Below are 18,618 nucleotides of genomic sequence, written 5' to 3' on the forward strand. Positions count from 1 at the left end.
AGGCGGCCAGGTGGCCTGCCAAAGTCAAATCAAACTGTGAGGCGCGGTAGCGCCATTCCTTCTGCGTCGAAGAGATGGCATTCCTGCGGCTGGATGTAGAGCGAAACGTTGTCTTCAATCGATACGGTACTCTTGCTGCTCAGGCGAACGATGACCTGTTCTTCCTGCTCTGGCTGAAGGTATGCGTAAGTCATATCACCCAGGCGTTCTACCCATTGCACGCGGCAGGGCAGGGTGTTTTCCTTGGCACTGTCGGCCAGCTCCAGGTGTTCGGAGCGGATGCCCAGGGTGACTTCATCGCCGGTCTTCAAACGCTTATCGGCGGAAACGGCTGCCTTGAGTACGCGCTTGTGTGGGGTTTCGACCACGACGCCGTCATTTTCGATACGCAGCACACTCGCTTTGATGAAGTTCATCTTGGGCGAGCCGATGAAGCCTGCCACGAACAGGTTGCGCGGGCGGGCATAGAGTTCCAGCGGCGAGCCGACCTGGGCCACGCTGCCGTAGCGCAGTACGTCGGCGCCGGTGTGCAGCAACACGATCTTGTCGGCGAGCGTCATGGCTTCGACTTGGTCGTGGGTCACGTAGATGGTGCTGGCTTTGCCATATTGGCGGTGAAGCTTGGCGATTTCCACGCGCATCTGGGTGCGCAATGAGGCATCAAGGTTGGAGAGGGGCTCATCGAAGAGGAATACGCCGGGGTCGCGCACCAGCGCACGGCCAATGGCCACACGTTGACGTTGCCCGCCGGAGAGCGCACGCGGCTTGCGTTGCATCAGCGGCTGGATCTGGAGGATATCCGCGATGCGATCCACGCGGCTCTTGATGGTTTCCTTGTCATATCCCGCTAGACGCATGCCGAAACCGATGTTTTCGGTGACGTCCATGTGGGGGTAGAGGGCGTAGTTCTGGAACACCATGGCCACGTTACGCTCGGAAGGTGCCAGTTTGTTGACCTGCTTGTCGCCAATGAACAGGTCGCCAGAGCTGATGTCTTCCAGGCCGGCAACCATGCGCAACAGGGTCGACTTGCCGCAGCCGCTGGGGCCGACGAATACACAGAATTCGCCATTGGCGATTTCCAGCGACACGTCCTTGATTACCAGGTTCGTGCCGTCGTAGGACTTGAATACATTCTTTAGGGTTACGCCAGCCACACCAGTCTCCGCTTCAATACAGTTCGTTGTCTTACTTACAGTCAGTTGCGCGCGATTGCTTCACGATGCCAGGGCCGAGGCAAAACGCAGATCCCGCCAAGCCTTGGCACACACGCCTAGCAGTTTGGCGCGGTGAGGGGCCGCATCAAGCTGGGCTTGCGCCTTGCGTTCCAGGAAGATGGGGAGGGCTGCCGGGGCTGCCAGGATGCGTAGTTCCAGCGTGGGCCAGTGTCCATCACACGCAAATCGATCCGCCCCCACAAACCAGGGTTCGCCATCGTAGAATTTGTCGTCAACAAGTTTGCCATCGGCATACAGACGACCAATATCGCCTACAAAATCAATTTCCAGTTCCACGCGACCCTTGTGTGCCTTGAGTGCCTCGGGAATTTCAATGGCAATGCGCGTGGTGTTCTCAAAAGCATCCTCTTCCGGCATCAGCGGTACCGGCCCGGTCCGCCAGGAGATATGCGGCCCCATTTTGACAGCCGGGGCTTTGGGTTGGTCCTTCAACACCCGATAGGCAACGTCTTGCCCAGGTTGTTCGGCGGCAAAATGCAGATCTGCAAAACCGCATTCCTCTGTAGCCGCTGCATTCAGACCGTCGGCCGGGAAGATGCGTACACGGGTATCTTCACTGGCCGGGGCGCAAAGTACCAAAGAATCCTTATCCTGATACACAACATGCTGGCTTATCACCAAGCGCTCGCGCCCACCCACCTGCACCCGGCCAGCCTGGTCTGCGGTTGCTTGGGAGAGAACAATCACCGTGTGCTCATTTCCGGTGTTGTCGGCGAAACGCATGCGTTGGATGTCCTTCTGCGTTGAGAAGTCGAGAATCAGATCAGCCCCATTTTGCGTCAGTTTGGCGCCACCTGCATCAATGAGCTTAAGCGTTGTTGCATCAAAGCACATTTGGGCCATCTGTCCAGCTTGACTAAATGCCACCCAGGTGATCTGGCCCTTTTCTTCCCAGCGGCTCAGCGGCTGCAAGGTAGCGTAGCGCAGCAGGCTCGTGCCGATCCGGTGCCCCACCGGCCAGATGCAATAGGCGCCACTTGGGAAATCGACCGCAGGCAGGCTGATTTCTCCTTGTGTGGTGTTCAGCTTGATCACCGCCTTATGGAAGTCTGGTTGCGGGTAATGGCGTACATGGTTGTTGATGAACAGATAGGCTTCTGCCCCCGCACCACGGGCTGCCACACGCAAGCGGCTGCGATCGGCCGCATCGACGATGGCGCCATCGGCCAGTACGGCTTCCATGGGGGCGAGCGCTTGCCCAAAGGCAGCCATGAACAGGTGCAAAGTACGCAGACGCCCAAAAGAGGGGCGTGCATGGCCGTATTGGCCCAGCGGCGCGTGGAAGTCATAACCGAGCAGGCCCACATCATTGGGGTAGCCTGTGCGCTGAGTTTCGTTCTGGTAGCCCAATTTGCCAACGGGGTTGGTGCCACCGTGGAACATGTAGTAGCCGTACAGGTTGGCACCGGAACCGATTTGCACCAGCGTGGTGGCGGCCAAATCGTCTGTGCCGACTACCGGGCGGCGATGGTAGGAAACGTGCATGCCACCGCCTGCTTCAGCCAGGAAGAAGGGGTAGTGCTCCTTGTTGATGGGGCCGTCTGCTGCAGTGCCGCCTACGTTGCCCATCTCGCCAATTGCACGTTCGGTGTTGAAAACATAAACGCCGGAAGGGGGTAAGGGCGCATCGTTATTCTGCCAAAAACCATCCGGGTAGGCGCCGGAGACGGGTACCACTTCGCGCAAGGGGATATCCAGCGTTGGCCAGCCGGTCACGGTATACATCGGTACGCGCACACCTGCTTCAATCGCAATGCGTTTGAGTTCAGCGATGTGTTCGGCGCCACAGCCTGGGCCGATGCGATGGTATTCGTTTTCTAACTGGGCGCCGATGATCGGACCGCCGTCTTCCCACATCAAGCCCTTGAGCTGGGTGCCGATCTCGTTGTAGAAACGGGCCACGCGTTTGAGGTAGAGCGGGTCGTTGCAGCGCACGGCGCCAAGGTTCATCATTTCTTCAAAGAAATGCGCTTCTTGCGCACGGTAGGCCGCGCTGGCCTCACGCTGCATTGGGGTTTGGGTCAGCAGCCAATCAGGGAAGCCACCGTTGCGTGCCTCAGCGTGCACCCAGGGTCCGGGGCGCAGGTAGAACAGCAGGCCGATTTCCTTGACGATCTCAACGAAGCGGCGAAGATCCAGATTGCCACTCCAATCGTATTGGCCTTCGACTTCCTCGTGATGATTCCAGAACACATAGCTGGCAATGATGTTGACGCCTGCTGCCTGCATCTTGCGCAATTCGCGTTCCCACTCACAGGCGGGGTAACGTGAAAAATGGAATTCCCCCATGACGGGTAGCCATGGTTTGCCATCCAACTCCAGGTAGCGGCTGTTGACGTTCAGCGTGCGTCCGGCGGGTTGATAACGGCCCAGTTGCAAATAATCGCTTTCGGCCTTTACCGCAGCGCTCGGAATCTGGATGGTGATGGTGTTGGTTTCCACGAGAAGATTCGCTTTGTGATTAAACGTTTAAACTTGACCGAATCTTCGGTCCGAGTGTAGGTATGGGCAATTAGGGTATACGTGTATTTTTGCAATGTATTTGAAGGTTTTATAAGGTCATTAACATGGGTGTTTGTTATTAAGTAGATGAATTTAATACTAAAAATGTATTTGTGCTTTGCGTCATTGCGAAATGTTGCGCAAACACCTCGGCTGTGAATGATTGTTCAGAGTGTGGTAAAAATGTGCCTTGAAGAAGCAAGCCTTAGCGTCTATAGCTGAGTTTGTAAAAACGTTTAACCAACTAAGCCATCGTGCTCTGCCGCATTGCAAAGCGAAGCGTTTGGCTGCGAAAGCTGAAGAGGAAATTATGAAACTCGGTGTGTGCTATTACCCTGAGCAGTGGGATCGTTCCATGTGGCTGAAAGATGCACAAGACATGGTGCGTTTGGGCGTTAAGGTGGTCAGGATTGCCGAGTTCGCCTGGAGCCGGATGGAGCCGCAACCGGGACAGTATGACTGGGCCTGGCTGGACGATGCCGTGGGTATCCTTGCCGACCAGGGTTTGGAAATCGTATTGGGAACCCCGACCGCAGCCCCGCCGCGTTGGCTGCTGCAGGCGCATCCCGATATGCTGGCGCGTGATGCACAGGGGCGCGAACGTGGGTTTGGCTCGCGCCGCCACTACTGCTTTTCCAGTGAAAGCTATCGTGAAGCCTGTCGGGTGATCGTGACGGAAATGGCACGGCGCTATGGGCAACATCCAGCCGTAATTGCATGGCAAACGGATAATGAATACGGTTGCCATGATACAGTTATTTCTTATTCCGATTCGGCTTTGCGGCGTTTTCGGCTATGGCTTGCCAAGCGCTATGACAACATCGAGAACCTGAATCGCCGCTGGGGCAATGTCTTTTGGAGCATGGAATATGCTGCTTTTGACGAGATCGGTTTGCCGGTAGCCCTGCCAGCACAGGTCAACCCGATTCATGCTCTGGATTTCCGTCGTTTTGCTTCGGATGAAGTGTGCAGTTTCAATCGGCTGCAATGCGACATCCTCCGTGAATATTCTCCGGGGCGCGACATTCTCCATAATTTCATGGGGTTTTTCGGTGAATTCAACCATCACGAATTGTCTGCTGATCTGGATGTAGCCACTTGGGATAACTATCCCTTGGGCTTTACCGATATGGTGCGTTTTATTCCGGAGGCCGAGCGGGTTCAGTGGATGCGTAGCGCCCACCCGGACATTGCCGCCTTCCACCACGACCTGTATCGCGGCATGTGCAAGGGGCGCTGGTGGATCATGGAGCAGCAATCCGGCCCGGTGAATTGGGCCAGCGCGAATCCTTCACCCTTGCCCGGTATGGTGCGTGCCTGGACGTGGGAAGCCTTCGCGCATGGTGCCGAGGTGGTGTCCTATTTCCGCTGGCGGCAGGTTCCCTACGCGCAGGAGCAGATGCATTCCGGCCTGCATACCTCCGATGGGCAGATTGATCAGGGCGGGCGCGAGGCGGCCATCGTGGCGGCGGAAATTGACACGCTGGGGGATTTTGGCGCGCATCATGCGGCTTCTGTCGCATTGGTATTCGACTACAATTCCAAATGGATGATGGATATTCAGCCTCACGGCGAGCAGTTTGACTATTTCGGTCAGGTATTTGCCTACTATCGGGCGCTACGCCGTATGGGGCTGGATATTGACATCGTTCCGCCGTCAGCGGATGTGTCGAAATATGCTATGGTCGTAGTACCGTTGCTGGCAACCCTTGATGATGAATGCGTGGCACGTTGGCAAGCCAGTGGTGCACAGATCGTGATGGGGCCGAGAACCGGCTCCAAAACACTGGATTATGCACTGCCGACTGGATTGCCACCCGGACCCTTGAGGATGGCACTGTCAATCCGGGTCAGCCGCGTGGAATCTTTGCGAGCTGGGGTGAGTGAAACCGTCTGTCTGGCAGATGGCACTCCGGGATACGCGAAAATCTGGCGTGAGTTCATTGATGTGGCCCAAGGCGTCGAAGTTCTTGCCCGTTTTGCTGATGGTCAGCCTGCAGTGGCATGCCAGGGGGCATTCAGTTATCATGCAGCTTACTTCAGTGATGATGTGCTTGATAGGCTGCTGGCCGATGTGGCACACGCTGCAGGGATTACTATCCAGGCGCTGTCTGGGGGGCTCAGATTGAGGCGGCGTGGCAAGTTGCAGTTTGCGGTGAATTACGGCCCAGGGCTTGTTTCATTGCCGGTTGCTGCAGACCGCATGGTGCTGGGGGAGGCGCAACTTGCCCCGGCGGGGGTGGCTGCGTGGCTGGCAGAGTAGGGCACGCCGCATGCGGTCGGAAATTGTTTGCAGCAAAATCATGGATGGCTACGGGTTAAACCGCTAGAGTCACGGCTATGGCAACGATTGTAGAAGTAGGGCGCCTTGCTGGCGTAACCCCCGCGACGGTTTCCAATGTGCTGCGGGGGCGTGGACGCGTGAGCGCAGAAACGCGTGAGCGTGTGCTGGAGGCTGCGCAGCAATTGGGCTACAAGCCGAACCTGAATGCGCGCGCCCTGGTGGAAGGGCGCCCGCATACCATTGCGCTGGTGGTTTCCAGCATTGCCAACCCGTTTTATCCCGAGTTCGCTTTAGAAGTGGAAAAGGCCGTCAGGCGCAGTGGTTATTTTTTGATTGTATGCAACACAAATAATGACCCAGCCCAAGAGATTGCGTATCTGGATGCGGTGGGCGGTGCGCTTGCCCAAGGCGTGCTGGTCATGAATGCCGATTTTGTGCAGATTGACGAGTTGTTGACCTTGCGCAGTCGGGGGGTGCCAGTGGTGCTGTGCATGTGGGAAAAGCCCGACCAGACTCCGCCTTTGCCATGCGTGGCGGTTGATTTCTACCAGGCCGGGGTGATTGCGGCCGAACACCTGCTCATGCTCGGTCACCGTCGGATTGGCGCTGTTGTGGGCAGCGAGCCGACAGGCAACCACATCTGGCGCTATCGCGGGTTCGCCGACACTCTTGCCAAGGCGGGGATTTTGCAGCGACCCGAAGAAGTCCGGTTTGGTCAGGACTCGATTGACGCCGGGCGCAATAGTGCCCATGCTTTGATGGCGGCGGTACCCGATCTGACGGCGATCTTTGTGAGCAACGATTTGCCTGCGCTCGGTGTGCTCCAGGCGGCGGTTGATCTGGGTTTGAGCGTCCCCACGGATTTGTCTGTGGTGGGGATCACCGATATCCAGTTTGCCCATCAGGTTCGTCCTTCTCTGACGACTGTGGCAGTCCCCACAAGCGAAGCGGCTGAATTGGCGGTGCAATTGATGATGAATATCATCGACAAGGCGAAGACCTCGGATACGGAAATGCTCATAGCATCCACCCCTCAGTTGGTTGTGCGAGAGTCCACTGCACGCGTGCGACGCCGTTGAGTGCAGTATCCCATGCAGAAATGAAAAAGCCGACTTGCGTCGGCTTTTTTGTACAGCAAATAATGCAGATTGCTTAGCTGCCGAAGTTGTACTTGGCAGACAGGTTGACACGCGGTTCGCTGCCGGTTTGGCCGTCCAGCGTTTCACGGTGCGACCAGATGAACTCGGCGCCCAGATCGACGTTGGGCAGCGGATTCCAGATGGTGTCAACAAAGGCTTGCTGCAGCGCGCGATTGATGGTGCCTTGGCCGCTGGTGTTGGCATAGCCAGAGTAGTCAGCGTTCAGCAGGCGTTGTTGGCCGTACACCAGGTTCGTGCGCAGGGTGCCGGAGAACTTGTGCTGGAAGCCAAATACCAGACCGAGTTGTCGTTCGGTGTAGATTTTGCCGCTGGCGCTATCCAGCAAAGGACCATCGGAGGAGTTGAAATAACGTCCGATGCCGTCGCCATAGGTTACGCTGCTGAACAGCATGTCTGCGTCGGTGATCTTGTAGGAGTTACCCAGGCCAACGCCGTAGCCACGCTTGCTGGCAGTAAGACTATTGGTTTTGGCGGAAAGATCGTGGCTGACGGCACGGAAGGACAGGGTGCCCCAATCACCGGCCTTGTCCCAACGCACAATAACGTCGGGTACGCGGGAAATGTTCGCGCCATCCCCACCGTTCAACTGCGAGCTGTTATTTTCGAGTGCCAGCGTGTAGTTGCCAAAGTTCGGGGTGACGTAGGTGTAACGTACTTGCGGCTGACGGATCATGGTGTTGCCGACCGGGCCGTTGAAGTCTACGGTTTCCGGCGTGGAGTCCAGGTCCATGAAGGTGGACCAGGTTTGACCAACCAGCCAGGGGCCGACTTGGCCATAGGCATGGCGCAGACGGAACATGTAGCCGTTGCTGGCGTATTGGGCGCCAGAGGAGACTGCACCGCCGTTGCTGCCGCCACGATCGTTGTTGAAGTCACCTTCCACCTTGATGGTCAGCGGGCCCATGCTGGTTGGGGTGGCGGCTTCGATGCCGAAGCGCGAGGTCCGACCATGCATGTAGTTGCTGCCCTTGCGTTCTGCTGCAGCAGAACCCGTGAGGGCTACGCCACCGGCATTGCTGGCATAGTCGCCGTTGTTTTCGCCGCCGAAGTTATGCACGGCATTCAATTCCACGAAGCCATACAGGTGGATGGAGGTTTCTTCCCCAGCACGGCGGAAGGAGGCGGGGATATCCCCCTTGACCACAGCTTCCTTGCCTTGAGCTTCCAGTTGGTTGCTCAGGTCTTTCTGGCTGGCCTTCAGTTCCTGAATCTGTTGTTGCAGTGCCTGGAGTTGTGCTTCCAGTTGCTCGACGCTGACGGCGGCAGCCTGGGCACCCAGCGGACAGGAGAGCGCGACGGCCACGGCCATAGCGATGATGCGCGGTTGAGAGATCTGCATATATGACTCCGTTGCAATAAATTAGGACGCGTGCTTGATCTGGCTGAGGAAAGCCTGTGCACGCGGATGGCTTGGGTTGGAGAAGAACTGCTGGGGGTTATCGCTTTCTTCGACAATGTTGCCGTGGTCGAAGAAAATCACGCGGTCGGCGACCTCACGGGCAAACCCCATTTCGTGGGTCACCACGAGCATGGTCATGCCACTCTTGGCAAGGTCGCGCATGACGAGCAGCACCTCATTGACCATTTCAGGGTCAAGCGCTGAGGTCGGCTCATCAAACAACATGATTTTCGGTTGCATGGCCAGTGCCCGGGCGATTGCTACGCGTTGCTGCTGGCCGCCGGACAGTTGCGCCGGATACTTGTGGGCGTGGGCCGAGAGGCCGACGCGCTCCAGGAGTTCAAAGGCGACCTGCGTGGCTTTTTCCTTGGACCACTTGCGCACACGGCGCGGGGCCAGGGTGATGTTATCCAACACGGTCTTGTGCGAGAACAGGTTGAAGCTCTGGAACACCATGCCGACTTCGGCACGCACGGCGTCGATGTGCTTCAGGTCGTTGTCCAGCTCAATGCCATCCACGACGATGCGGCCGGTATCCTGTTTCTCCAGGCGGTTGATGGTGCGCAGCAGCGTGGATTTGCCGGAGCCGGAAGGCCCGATGATGCATACCACTTCGCCTTCACGGAAAGTGATGGAGACATCCTTGAGTGCGGTGAATGCGCCCCAGGATTTACGCACCTGCTCAACGGTGATGATGGGTTTGCCGTCACGCATGATACTTAACGCTTTCCGGTTGCCAGTTTGCGCTCAAGAGCCGAGGCAAATTGGGTGAAGGTGGTGGTGAGAACGAGGTACACGAGCCCGGTGGTGATACTGACGGGCACGGGCTGGAAGCTCTCGGCCTGGACCCGCGTGTAGATCATGGTCAGTTCCACCACGCCGATGGTATAGGCCAGGGAGGAATCCTTGAGGAGCGCCACCAGGTTGTTGGCCAGCGGGGGGAGTGAGATGCGTACCGCTTGCGGCAACACCACGTCCCAAAAGGTGTACATGGAATTCAGGCCCAGCGAACGGGCGGCTTCAACCTGCCCACGTGCGACGGCGTTGATCCCTGCACGGATGACTTCGGCGTTATAGGCGCCCACGTTTAATGAAAGTGCAATCACGCCGATCCAGAATTCAGGGGCTTGCAGTTGTGGGGCGGTGTTGGACAGGCCGTAGAAGAACAGGATTTGCAGCAGTAGTGGCGTGCCGCGGATCACCCAGACGTACAGATCTGCAATCCAGCGGACGGGTGGAATGGGAGAGAGTTTGCCAATCGCTGCGACAACGCCTAGCAAAATGCCGAGGATGCCAGACCAGATGGTCAATTCGATGGTGGTGATGGCTGCATCTGCGAACTGGTGTGCCGCAGGGCCAATCGGCGCAGGTACCCAGGACAGCGGCAGAGCCAGCAGCCAGAGGATCAGCGCAAGACAGAATACGGACCCGACCAGGATCAGAGAGTCGCGATCTTTGAGTTTGTTCAGCATTATCGTTCAATGAAAGCAGGGGCACGCCGCAATGGGCGTGCCCGAGGTGTACTACAGGGTAGAAAGAAGACGCTTAGTTGCTACAGGTGATGTCTTCTTGGAGATACTTTTCCGAAATGGCCTTCAAAGTACCGTCTGCTTTCAATTCGGCCAGAGCGTGGTTGAGCTGTTCGCGCAACTCGGTGTTGCCCTTGCGCAGAATCATCGCGTCGCGTTCAACGAACACCATGTCGCCAGCCTTCAGCCCTTGGGAAGTGTTTTTGGCGATGGCGGTCTTGGCCACGAAGCGGTCAGACACCCAGGCATCAATCCGGCCACCCATCAGGGCTTGCAGTGCATCGGTGTCTTTCGGGTAGGTCTTCACTTCCTTGACGCCAGCAATCTTCTGCGCTGCGTCGGCATAGGTGGTGGCCAGCTGTACGCCAACGGTCTTGCCGTGCAGGTCGGCGAGCTTCAGCGGGCCACCGGCCTTGCTTACGATCTGGCCGCCGGAACAGTAGTGGGGATTGGTGAAGTCCACCGACTTTTGACGTTCTTCGGTAATCCCGTGGCTGGCGATGGCCACGTCGAAACGGTCTTGGCGGATGCTGGAGATCAGCGCGTCAAAACTCAGGGCGCGCCAGTCAACCTTCAGGCCCAGCTTTTTGGCCACTGCATCCATCACGTCGATTTCATACCCGGTCAGCTTCGGCCCCTGAAAGTAATTGAACGGGGGGTAGGCGCCTTCGCTGGCTGCGACAATCGTGCCAGATTGCTTGATCGTGGCCCAGTCCCGAGCCTGGACACCACTGGCGGCACAAACCAATCCGAGGGCAAGAGCGATAGAGGAAATCAGACGCATGGAGTTGTTTCTCCCAAGAGGATGTTGTTGGATGCCCTGCTAGGCAAAGGGCGTATATTAAGCTGGAGTACCCGGGCAAAAAAGATCAAGAGATCAAACAGTTCTTTAATTGTTGTGCTGCTGCAAATCCAAAATCCGGCCTGCTGGATGGACGGCAGAAAACGTGCCCCATACACGACTGCCAGCCTGACTCAGTGTGCTCGTGCCCACTTGACACGAACCCGCTCAGAGGCTTTTTTCACCCGTGAAACTTAGCAATAATGATGCCTACTATGAAAAGGCGACTCACACCAGGGCGCTGCAAGCATAGGCTTGAGTAAGCCTTGGTATGAAAGGGGCAGATTATGCGCCAGACGGCATGCTCTGCATACCCTTTCAGCGGGTTTCCCGTCTAGCTGAGCTTGGAGGGGATGCCGCTGCGTGAGCGTGCGCGCAACCAGCGCCAGGCACTCTGCAAAGGCGTGGAGTGTGCAGGTGCCTTGATCGTTTCCTCATCCTGTGCCGCTGTCAGCGGGAAGACGTGGAGGTTTTGCGCCGGTTGGCAATCGCGCTCGACCATGAGTTGAGAAATGTTCGTGCCGCAATGCGGGCAATGCACTTGTGCGTCAGAGGCAGGCGCTGCGATGGGCGCCGCCTGCTCGGCAGGGGGCGTGTCGGTTGAAACCTGCGCAGGCGCTTCTACCGGAATTGGCGGGGACGGTGGTGTGCTGTTGAATACCGGCGGGTTCTCAACGTGCGCTGTTTGCGTGTCCATTTCTACGACTTGATGGTTGGCGGACAGGCTGAGCCCCATCTGGTTTAGCAGCGCTTCGGCCGCGCCGAGATTCAGTGTTGTTTTTTGGGGATCAAAATCATCATGCTGCGCTGTGGTGCTTTCTTCGCAGGGTAATGCACTATTTTGGTGTCTTGTTTGCAGGGCATTGACGCAGGTGATGAGGGGGTCAAATTCCGGCTCTGTGGCGGCAGGGGGTTGAGGCGCCTGCTTTGGGGGCGTTTTTTTGCGTTCTGGCTCGGCCCATGCGACCATGCCCAGCTTGGAGAGTTCGCCAACGTAGCGGTTGGCAATGCGCTCGCTCAGGTCCGCCTTGACAATGACCTTGCGCCCGGTAAACAAGCGCTCAATCTGCGTTGCCGAAGCATTCAGGCGGAATGCAACGAGTTTTTTGACCAGTGCCAAATCATAGCCTTCATGGATTTGGCCCTTGAATACAATCCGGTAACGCGCGTCCATGGTGTTGACTCTTGTCGGCAAGCCTAGTGCATCAGCTCATGCCCGTTATATAGTTTGAATGATTATAAAAAGATGATCCTTTTTCGCCAATTATCGGGGTTTGCTCGCCGTCTGTCGCAAAAAATGCTGTGGAAAAGTGTGAATTAACGTGCCGCAGCCAAAAAATTACGTTTTGTCTAGTGAGCGACCGCATGAGGCTGCTACTTGGAAGGCGTGGCCATGATGCGCATCATCAGATCGGTTGATTTCTGGCTGACCAGCAAGGGCGCATAAATCTCCTTCATGCCGGAGATGACGGTTGCGCTGCTTTTGAATTCCCCGAACTTGACGCCCAGCTTTTGTAGCTTGGTTTTGAGTTCAGCATCCTGTTCGGCACGGATTTTCTTGGCTTGGACGGCGGACTCCTGCGCAGACTGGCGGAAGAGTGCCTTGTCCGCTTCGCTGAGCTTGCTCCACAGCTGACTGGACACCAGCACGGCAACCGGTTGCACCACATGGTGGCTGAAAGTGTAGTACGGCGCCACTTTGTAGTGCTCAGAGATGTAATAGGAGGTCAGGTCATTTTCGGCAATGTCCAGCTCGCCCTTCTTGAGCGCATCGGGTAGCTTGTTGTACTCCAGCAGAGAGGTGACGCCACCCAGAGCCGTGGTCATGCCAATCAGTTCGGGGCGATTGGGTACACGGATTTTTTGTCCCTTGAAGTCTGAGGCATATTGCAGCAGGCGGTTGCGGGAGTAGAAAGAGCGCGATCCGCCGTCGTACCAGGCCAGCACAATATAGTTCTTGGCCGCCAGCATGCGCTGGATTTCCTTGCCAACGTCCCCTTCGAGCGCCTGCATCATGTGGTCAGGGCTGCGGAACAGGAAAGGCAGGCCCAGTACCCCCGCTTCCGGTACGGCATCGGCCAGGGCCGATACAGTGAACAGCGCAATGTCTACTTCGCCTTTTTTGAACTTGGGTACGACGGTGGGTTGGTTGCCCAGCGCGTCACAACACAAGACCAAGCCCTGATATTTACCGTTGGAGTTCGTCTTGAGGTGTTCAAAGAACGAAATCAGACCCTGATGTTGTGGGTATTCAGCGGTCTCACGCACCCAACCCTTGATTTCTGCTGCCTGGGCGGCGGGGCCTGCCCCCAGGGTGATGACCAAACCAAGTGCCAAGAAAAAACTGCGACTTAAAAACGACATGAATGTGCTCCCCTTTTCGTATTTGAGGGACATGGTATGCGCTCATCGGGTTTTCCCCATTGCCACAATTCACTGTATTTACAAAATGTTATAAATCCAGGTGTATATCTATAGCTGGTTGTTGTATTGATCAAACGGGAGCGTTTGCCCCTGAACCGAGCTTCCCTCGCGGATCTGCCTGATTCCGTCTTCGATCAGGCGAGAGGCAATACTCACCGGCGCAGGTAATCCGGGCAGATTATCAATCCTGTACCAGCCTGCATCTTCGATCTCTCCGGGCTGCGGGGTGATTTCTCCGCCTGCATAGTCCGCATGGAAGGCCAGCATCAGCGAATAAGGGAAGGGCCAGGGCTGGCTGGCAAACCAGCGCAGATTCTTGATGCGGATGCCGGATTCCTCGAACACTTCACGGTGCAGGCAGTCCTCCACGGTCTCCCCTGCCTCGATGAACCCCGCCAGCGCACTGTACATGCCGGGGCGGAAATGGGGCGAGCGGGCCAGTAGGATCTCATCTCCACGACGCACCAGGGCCATCACCGCCGGGGTGATGCGGGGGTAATCCCGCGTCTTGCAGGCGGGGCACTCCTTGGCGGGTTCGCCATTCAAGGCTTCGGTGGGGGTGCCACAGGCACCACAGTATCGTGAGGCCAGGTCCCAGCGCAGCATCTGGCGGGCACGGGCCGCCATGCCCCAGAACTCTGCCGGCAACAGGCTGAAGACATCTCGTAGGCCCACGACCTTGAGGTGGCTTGGCACGGCCTGGGTGTGTGACCAGCCATATGCATGGCATTCATGCCGGCCATGCATGCCAAAGGCGAATGCTGCACGGGCTTGTGCGGGTAGTTCGTGTGCTTGCGGCAGGGAATTATCTTCCCTGAGTAGCAGGCCATCATCAATAAAGGCAAAGTTGAGGACGGAAGCGTTTTCGTGCTTGAGCGGGACAAAGTAAGGAACAAAATCAGCGGGCCACATAGACGGATGATGCGTAGGCATAGTGAGCAGGCTATCAACGCTACCCCAAAATGCGCCAGGTTTCCAGGCAAAGCGAGCATCTTGAGCTTTGGCAACCCGGCCATGCCTGCCCAATCATGCTATGGAGGCATTGCCCCTGGTAGGGGAGAATGATTCACTTATCATGAGATTGGAGTGTCGCCATGGCAAGCCGAGCAAAGAAACCCACCCACGTAGAGACCACCAGCGCAGACCCGGCCAAGACTGCACTGATCATCAGCGGGGGCGCACCCAATGCCACCTTGATGGCCGGAGCGCTGGCAGCGTTTGATGAAAAGGGCGTGAGCTTTGATGTGATTTCCACGGCGGGGGCAGGGGCCTTGCTGGGCTTGATGTACTGCGCACCCAAGAGCGGCACGCCCCGGCAGGCCATGGAGTCACTGATCGAAATGGGGGTGGCCGATCCGCTCTATGACAAATTCCCCGTCAACTTCAAGGTCTTCAACAAACCCGGCATCATGGCTGATCTCTACCGCAGTGCCTTGGGTTTCAATCCGTTCTGGAAAGCCGTGCAAGGCTGGCAGGCGAAAGACCCTGTTTCCCAATTGTTCAAGGATTCGGTAGGACTGGCCGTTGCCAGCACCTGCCCGAGCGACCTCAACGCCAAATCGCTGGGGCTCTGCGCGCATGTTCCGTTTGCCGAGGAGGTGATTGATTTCGCCGCAATTGCAGGCATTTCCCCCGCGTTTTACGTCAATGCCTTCAACCTCACGCGCAAGAAAATCGAGAATTTCAGCAAGGACATCATTACTCCTTTACATTTGCAGGCTTCGCTATCCTTTCCTTTTCTTTATCCGCCCACGCAGGTTGGGGAGGATTGGTATATTGAGGGCGCTTCAATTGACTGCCTCAACTTCCACGACCTGCTGACCCTTCACCCGAATCTGGAACAGATCGTAGTGTTTGACATCCTGGGGGCGGACAAGTTACTGCGGGCTCCGCGCGACCTCTACGATGCATGGGTCATGTCCATCATCACCCCGCTGGTGGAAATCGCCCGGGATGACCTGAAAATCTTCGAGGCCACCCACCTGCCCAATTACCCCAAGCTCAAGGACCACGTATTGCGTGTGCCGCTGCTTGAGAACATTCCTGCTGAGGATATGCCTGATGTGTTTGACTGGTCGCGCTCCAACCTGACGCGTCTCTACGACATCGGCTATCAAACGGCTCAGACGTTTGTGGAAACTAAGCTCTCAAAATAAGGGAAGTGGTTGCTTCAGCCATTTATAGTTGTGCATGATAGGCTGTATTCATTTAGTATCGAATGCCCGACACAATGTGGTTAATACTTTAGAAGCAGAGGCTGTATGAAAACGTCTATCAAAATTTTTTATGTGTTGTTAGTGGCTTTTGGGGTGGCCGGATGCGCAACGGAGGCTTCCCGATCTGTGGTAGTTGAAACAGTCAATGCCGCCAGTCGTCCGTATTCGGGCCATCGTTCTCCAATTGCAATTGGAAAATTCGACAATCGTTCGTCATTTATGCGGGGTTTGTTCTCTGACGGCGTGGATCGTCTGGGCAGCCAGGCTAAAACTGTTTTGATATCCCATTTGCAGCAAACCAACCGGTTTAGTGTATTGGATCGGGATAACATGGCAGAGACCAAGCAAGAGGCCGGTATCAAACAAAAAAACCAGAATCTTAAAGGGGCGGACTACATCATTACGGGTGACGTGACTGAATTTGGCCGCAAAGAGGTTGGCNATCAGCAATTGTTCGGTATTTTGGGACGAGGGAAGACTCAGGTTGCTTATTCTAAAGTCACGCTTAATGTTGTGGATATTGACACTTCAGAAGTCGTCTATTCCGTTCAGGGGGCCGGTGAATACAGTCTCTCTAATCGTGAGGTGGTCGGTTTTGGCGGTACTGCCAGTTATGACGCTACTTTGAACGGTAAGGTGCTTGACCTCTCAATTCGAGAGGCTGTCGACAAATTGGCGGCTGCGATGGATTCAGGAGCCTGGAAGCCGGTTAAATAATAAATACTCATTCCGTAGGGATTGAAGAGATATGGAAATGGTTAAGAAAGCGGGCCTAATGGCCTTGCTGTTGGGAGCAATGCTCGTAACAGGATGTGCAAGTGGCCCGGAGCCAATCTATCAGTGGGAACACTATCAGCCTCAAGTCTATGAATATTTTAAGGGGCAGAGTCCAGAACAGCAGATTACTGTGCTTGAAGAAGACCAGGAAAAAATTAAATCGGCTGGGAATCGTGTTCCACCTGGAGTGCATGCGCATTTAGGGTTGTTGTATGCGCAAACCGGTAATGACAGCAAGGCGGTTGCAGAGTTTCAGGCGGAAAAGGCGCTTTTCCCTGAGTCTGGTGCATACATGGATTTCTTGCTCAAAAAATATCAGAAATAAAAAGGGGAATAACTCGTGAAACGATTGCGGCGCCTTGGTGTTTGTGTGGCGGCTATTGCATTGTTAAGTGCTTGTGCGACCAAACCTGTTGAAGTTGATTACTCGGCGTACAAGCAGAGTCGCCCGCGTTCTATTCTGATTATGCCTCCGGCGAATCTGTCGCCCGATGTGGCAGCGGGTTATAGCGTGATGTCTGTGTCGACCTTGCCCTTGGCAGAGTCTGGCTACTATGTGATGCCTGTTACCTTGACCAGCGAGACCTTCAAGCAGAATGGCATTACCGTGGCCGAAGATGCACAGGCCTTGTCAATTGCCAAGCTCCGGGAAATCTTTGGTGCTGATGCCGCCTTGTATATGTCGGTGACAAAGTATGGAACGAGCTATCGGGTGCTTGATAGCGTGGTTGAAGTCAGGTTGAGTGCGAAGTTGGTTGATCTTCGTACAGGAGGCACCCTCTGGCAGGGGAGTTCATTCGCATCCAGTGCGGAAAACAGCAACAATAATGGTGGGCTGATCGGCATGCTGGTGTCTGCTGCGGTGAATCAGATTGTTCACAATCTGGCAGATCACGGGCATGACATGGCTGACCGGGCGAGTGTGCGGTTGTTGTATGCGGGCCGTGCAGGCGGTTTGTTGTATGGCCCCTATTCTCCTAAATACGGCACGGATTAAATCTGAACTTGCGTTTGGGGAAGCGGGGCATTGAAGGAATTCAATGCCCCGTTTGTTTTATGCCGTGCAGGTTTCTTCTGTCAGGCAGGCAGCTAGGCGTGCCAGGCCGATTTCCATATCTTGCGGCGTGGCGCAGCTATAGTTCAGGCGCAAGGTCTGTTGCCCCTGGCGCTGGCCGGGGTAGAAGGCTTCACCGGGCATGAAGGCAACATTCTGCGCTAAGGCACGATCCAGGTCGGCGCAGGTGGCGCGATGCTCGCGCAGGCGCAGCCAGAAGAACAGGCCGCCACGTGGCATTTCCCACTCGGCCAGTTCGCCAAAGTGGCGCGTCAATGCCGCCTGCATGGCGTCGCGCCGGATGCGGTAGCCATCGCGCAGGTTTTGCAGGTCGGCCTCCTTTTGCCCACTGTTGAGCCAATGCGCCACGGCTGCCTGAGCTGGGCGCTGGGTGTGCAGGTCGGCCGCCTGCTTCAGGCGCACCAGATGTGGCATCAGACGGGGGCTGGCGGCGAGATAACCAATCCGGCAACCCGGCCACAGGATTTTGGAGAAGCTGCCCAGGTAAATCCAGTCCGAGTGGCGCAGCTGGGCACAGATCGGCAGCATTGGGTGGGCCACATCCAGTGCCACGCTGCGGTAAGGCTCATCTTCGATCACCGTGACCCGGTAGCGGTCGAGCAACTCGGCCACCGCCGTGCGCATTTCCGGCGTATAGCAGGCGCCACTGGGATTCTGGAAGCAGGGCACCAGATAGATGCAGCTTGGGCGGTGTTTTTCCAACATCGTTTCCAGATGGGCCAGATCGGGGCCATGCGGGGTCAGCTCTACAGTCTGGATATCGGCGCCAAACAATTCAAACACCTGCAGGGCCGCCACATAGGTGGGGGCTTCGGTGAGCATGGGGGTGCCTGAATCAATCAGCAGCTTGGCAGCAAAATCCAAGCCTTGCTGTGAGCCCGCCAGCGCCAGTACCTGCGACGGGCTGACATCGAATCCGGTTTCTCCGATCCAGTTTGCCACGGCTTTGCGAAATGCAGGCTCCCCCTCGCTGCATCCATACTGGTAGAGTGCTGGGCTGGCAATCGTCTCCAGAGGGAAGGCGGGCATCAGGTCGGCTGCAGGCAGGCCACCGGCAAAGGAGATCACCCCAGGTTGGGTGGCGGCGGCCAGGATGTCGCGCACCAGTGAAGACTTCAAACGTGAAACACGGGTAGAGAGTCGCGGCTGATCGGTATCCATGGAGCGCCTTTA

General features: G+C 56.4%; 16 protein-coding genes. 6 read left to right on the forward strand and 10 right to left on the reverse strand.

Features of this window, described 5'->3' with window-relative positions:
• Positions 1–29 precede the first annotated feature (29 nt).
• Complete coding sequence (locus tag B145_RS0120405; protein WP_018609810.1) at positions 30–1,157, reverse strand: ABC transporter ATP-binding protein; 1,128 nt, start codon at positions 1,155–1,157, stop codon at positions 30–32.
• A 60-nt stretch (positions 1,158–1,217) separates the two neighbouring features.
• Complete coding sequence (locus B145_RS26475) at positions 1,218–3,680, reverse strand: beta-galactosidase (protein ID WP_018609811.1); 2,463 nt, start codon at positions 3,678–3,680, stop codon at positions 1,218–1,220.
• Between the two features lie 370 nt (positions 3,681–4,050).
• On the opposite strand from B145_RS26475, the gene B145_RS0120415 reads away from it, so the two are divergent.
• Both B145_RS0120415 and B145_RS0120420 read left to right on the forward strand, forming a co-directional pair.
• Positions 4,051–6,003 carry a beta-galactosidase gene (locus B145_RS0120415; protein ID WP_018609812.1) on the forward strand — a complete coding sequence of 651 codons (1,953 nt, stop codon included), beginning with the start codon at positions 4,051–4,053 and terminating at the stop codon, positions 6,001–6,003.
• A gap of 77 nt (positions 6,004–6,080) precedes the next feature.
• A complete protein-coding gene (locus B145_RS0120420) occupies positions 6,081–7,103 on the forward strand; it encodes a LacI family DNA-binding transcriptional regulator (protein ID WP_018609813.1) in 1,023 nt (340 codons plus the stop codon).
• A 73-nt stretch (positions 7,104–7,176) separates the two neighbouring features.
• Here B145_RS0120420 and B145_RS0120425 read toward each other — a convergent pair whose 3' ends face one another.
• From B145_RS0120425 to nudC, 7 genes are all read right to left on the reverse strand, one after another.
• Complete coding sequence (locus tag B145_RS0120425; protein WP_018609814.1) at positions 7,177–8,523, reverse strand: DcaP family trimeric outer membrane transporter; 1,347 nt, start codon at positions 8,521–8,523, stop codon at positions 7,177–7,179.
• Between the two features lie 21 nt (positions 8,524–8,544).
• On the reverse strand, positions 8,545–9,279 hold the full coding sequence (locus B145_RS0120430) for an amino acid ABC transporter ATP-binding protein (protein ID WP_157288567.1): 735 nt from the start codon (positions 9,277–9,279) through the stop codon (positions 8,545–8,547).
• A gap of 23 nt (positions 9,280–9,302) precedes the next feature.
• Positions 9,303–10,055: an amino acid ABC transporter permease gene (locus B145_RS0120435; protein WP_018609816.1), complete on the reverse strand. Its 753-nt coding sequence runs from the start codon at positions 10,053–10,055 to the stop codon at positions 9,303–9,305.
• A gap of 73 nt (positions 10,056–10,128) precedes the next feature.
• A complete protein-coding gene (locus B145_RS0120440; RefSeq protein ID WP_018609817.1) occupies positions 10,129–10,896 on the reverse strand; it encodes an ABC transporter substrate-binding protein in 768 nt (255 codons plus the stop codon).
• 391 nt (positions 10,897–11,287) lie between these two features.
• The gene (locus B145_RS27795; protein ID WP_018609818.1) at positions 11,288–12,127 is read right to left on the reverse strand and encodes a hypothetical protein; all 840 of its coding nucleotides are present in this window, start codon (positions 12,125–12,127) and stop codon (positions 11,288–11,290) included.
• Between the two features lie 200 nt (positions 12,128–12,327).
• On the reverse strand, positions 12,328–13,317 hold the full coding sequence (dctP, locus tag B145_RS0120450; protein WP_157288554.1) for a TRAP transporter substrate-binding protein DctP: 990 nt from the start codon (positions 13,315–13,317) through the stop codon (positions 12,328–12,330).
• A gap of 108 nt (positions 13,318–13,425) precedes the next feature.
• Positions 13,426–14,289, reverse strand: a complete 864-nt coding sequence (gene nudC / locus B145_RS0120455; protein ID WP_018609820.1) for an NAD(+) diphosphatase — start codon at positions 14,287–14,289, stop codon at positions 13,426–13,428.
• A 182-nt stretch (positions 14,290–14,471) separates the two neighbouring features.
• On the opposite strand from nudC, the gene B145_RS0120460 reads away from it, so the two are divergent.
• From B145_RS0120460 to B145_RS0120475, 4 genes are all read left to right on the forward strand, one after another.
• Positions 14,472–15,533, forward strand: a complete 1,062-nt coding sequence (locus tag B145_RS0120460; protein WP_018609821.1) for a patatin-like phospholipase family protein — start codon at positions 14,472–14,474, stop codon at positions 15,531–15,533.
• Between the two features lie 105 nt (positions 15,534–15,638).
• Positions 15,639–16,310, forward strand: a complete 672-nt coding sequence (locus B145_RS0120465; RefSeq protein WP_051082635.1) for a CsgG/HfaB family protein — start codon at positions 15,639–15,641, stop codon at positions 16,308–16,310.
• A gap of 31 nt (positions 16,311–16,341) precedes the next feature.
• On the forward strand, positions 16,342–16,695 hold the full coding sequence (locus B145_RS0120470; RefSeq protein ID WP_018609823.1) for a DUF4810 domain-containing protein: 354 nt from the start codon (positions 16,342–16,344) through the stop codon (positions 16,693–16,695).
• 15 nt (positions 16,696–16,710) lie between these two features.
• Positions 16,711–17,367 carry a DUF799 domain-containing protein gene (locus B145_RS0120475; protein WP_083917835.1) on the forward strand — a complete coding sequence of 219 codons (657 nt, stop codon included), beginning with the start codon at positions 16,711–16,713 and terminating at the stop codon, positions 17,365–17,367.
• Positions 17,368–17,424: 57 nt separating this feature from the next.
• Here the strand turns inward: B145_RS0120475 and B145_RS0120480 are convergent, their stop codons facing one another.
• A complete protein-coding gene (locus B145_RS0120480) occupies positions 17,425–18,606 on the reverse strand; it encodes an aminotransferase-like domain-containing protein (RefSeq protein ID WP_018609825.1) in 1,182 nt (393 codons plus the stop codon).
• Between the last annotated feature and the right edge of the window lie 12 nt (positions 18,607–18,618).

The sequence above is a fragment of the Uliginosibacterium gangwonense DSM 18521 genome (genome assembly GCF_000373965.1).
GTDB lineage: Bacteria > Pseudomonadota > Gammaproteobacteria > Burkholderiales > Rhodocyclaceae > Uliginosibacterium > Uliginosibacterium gangwonense.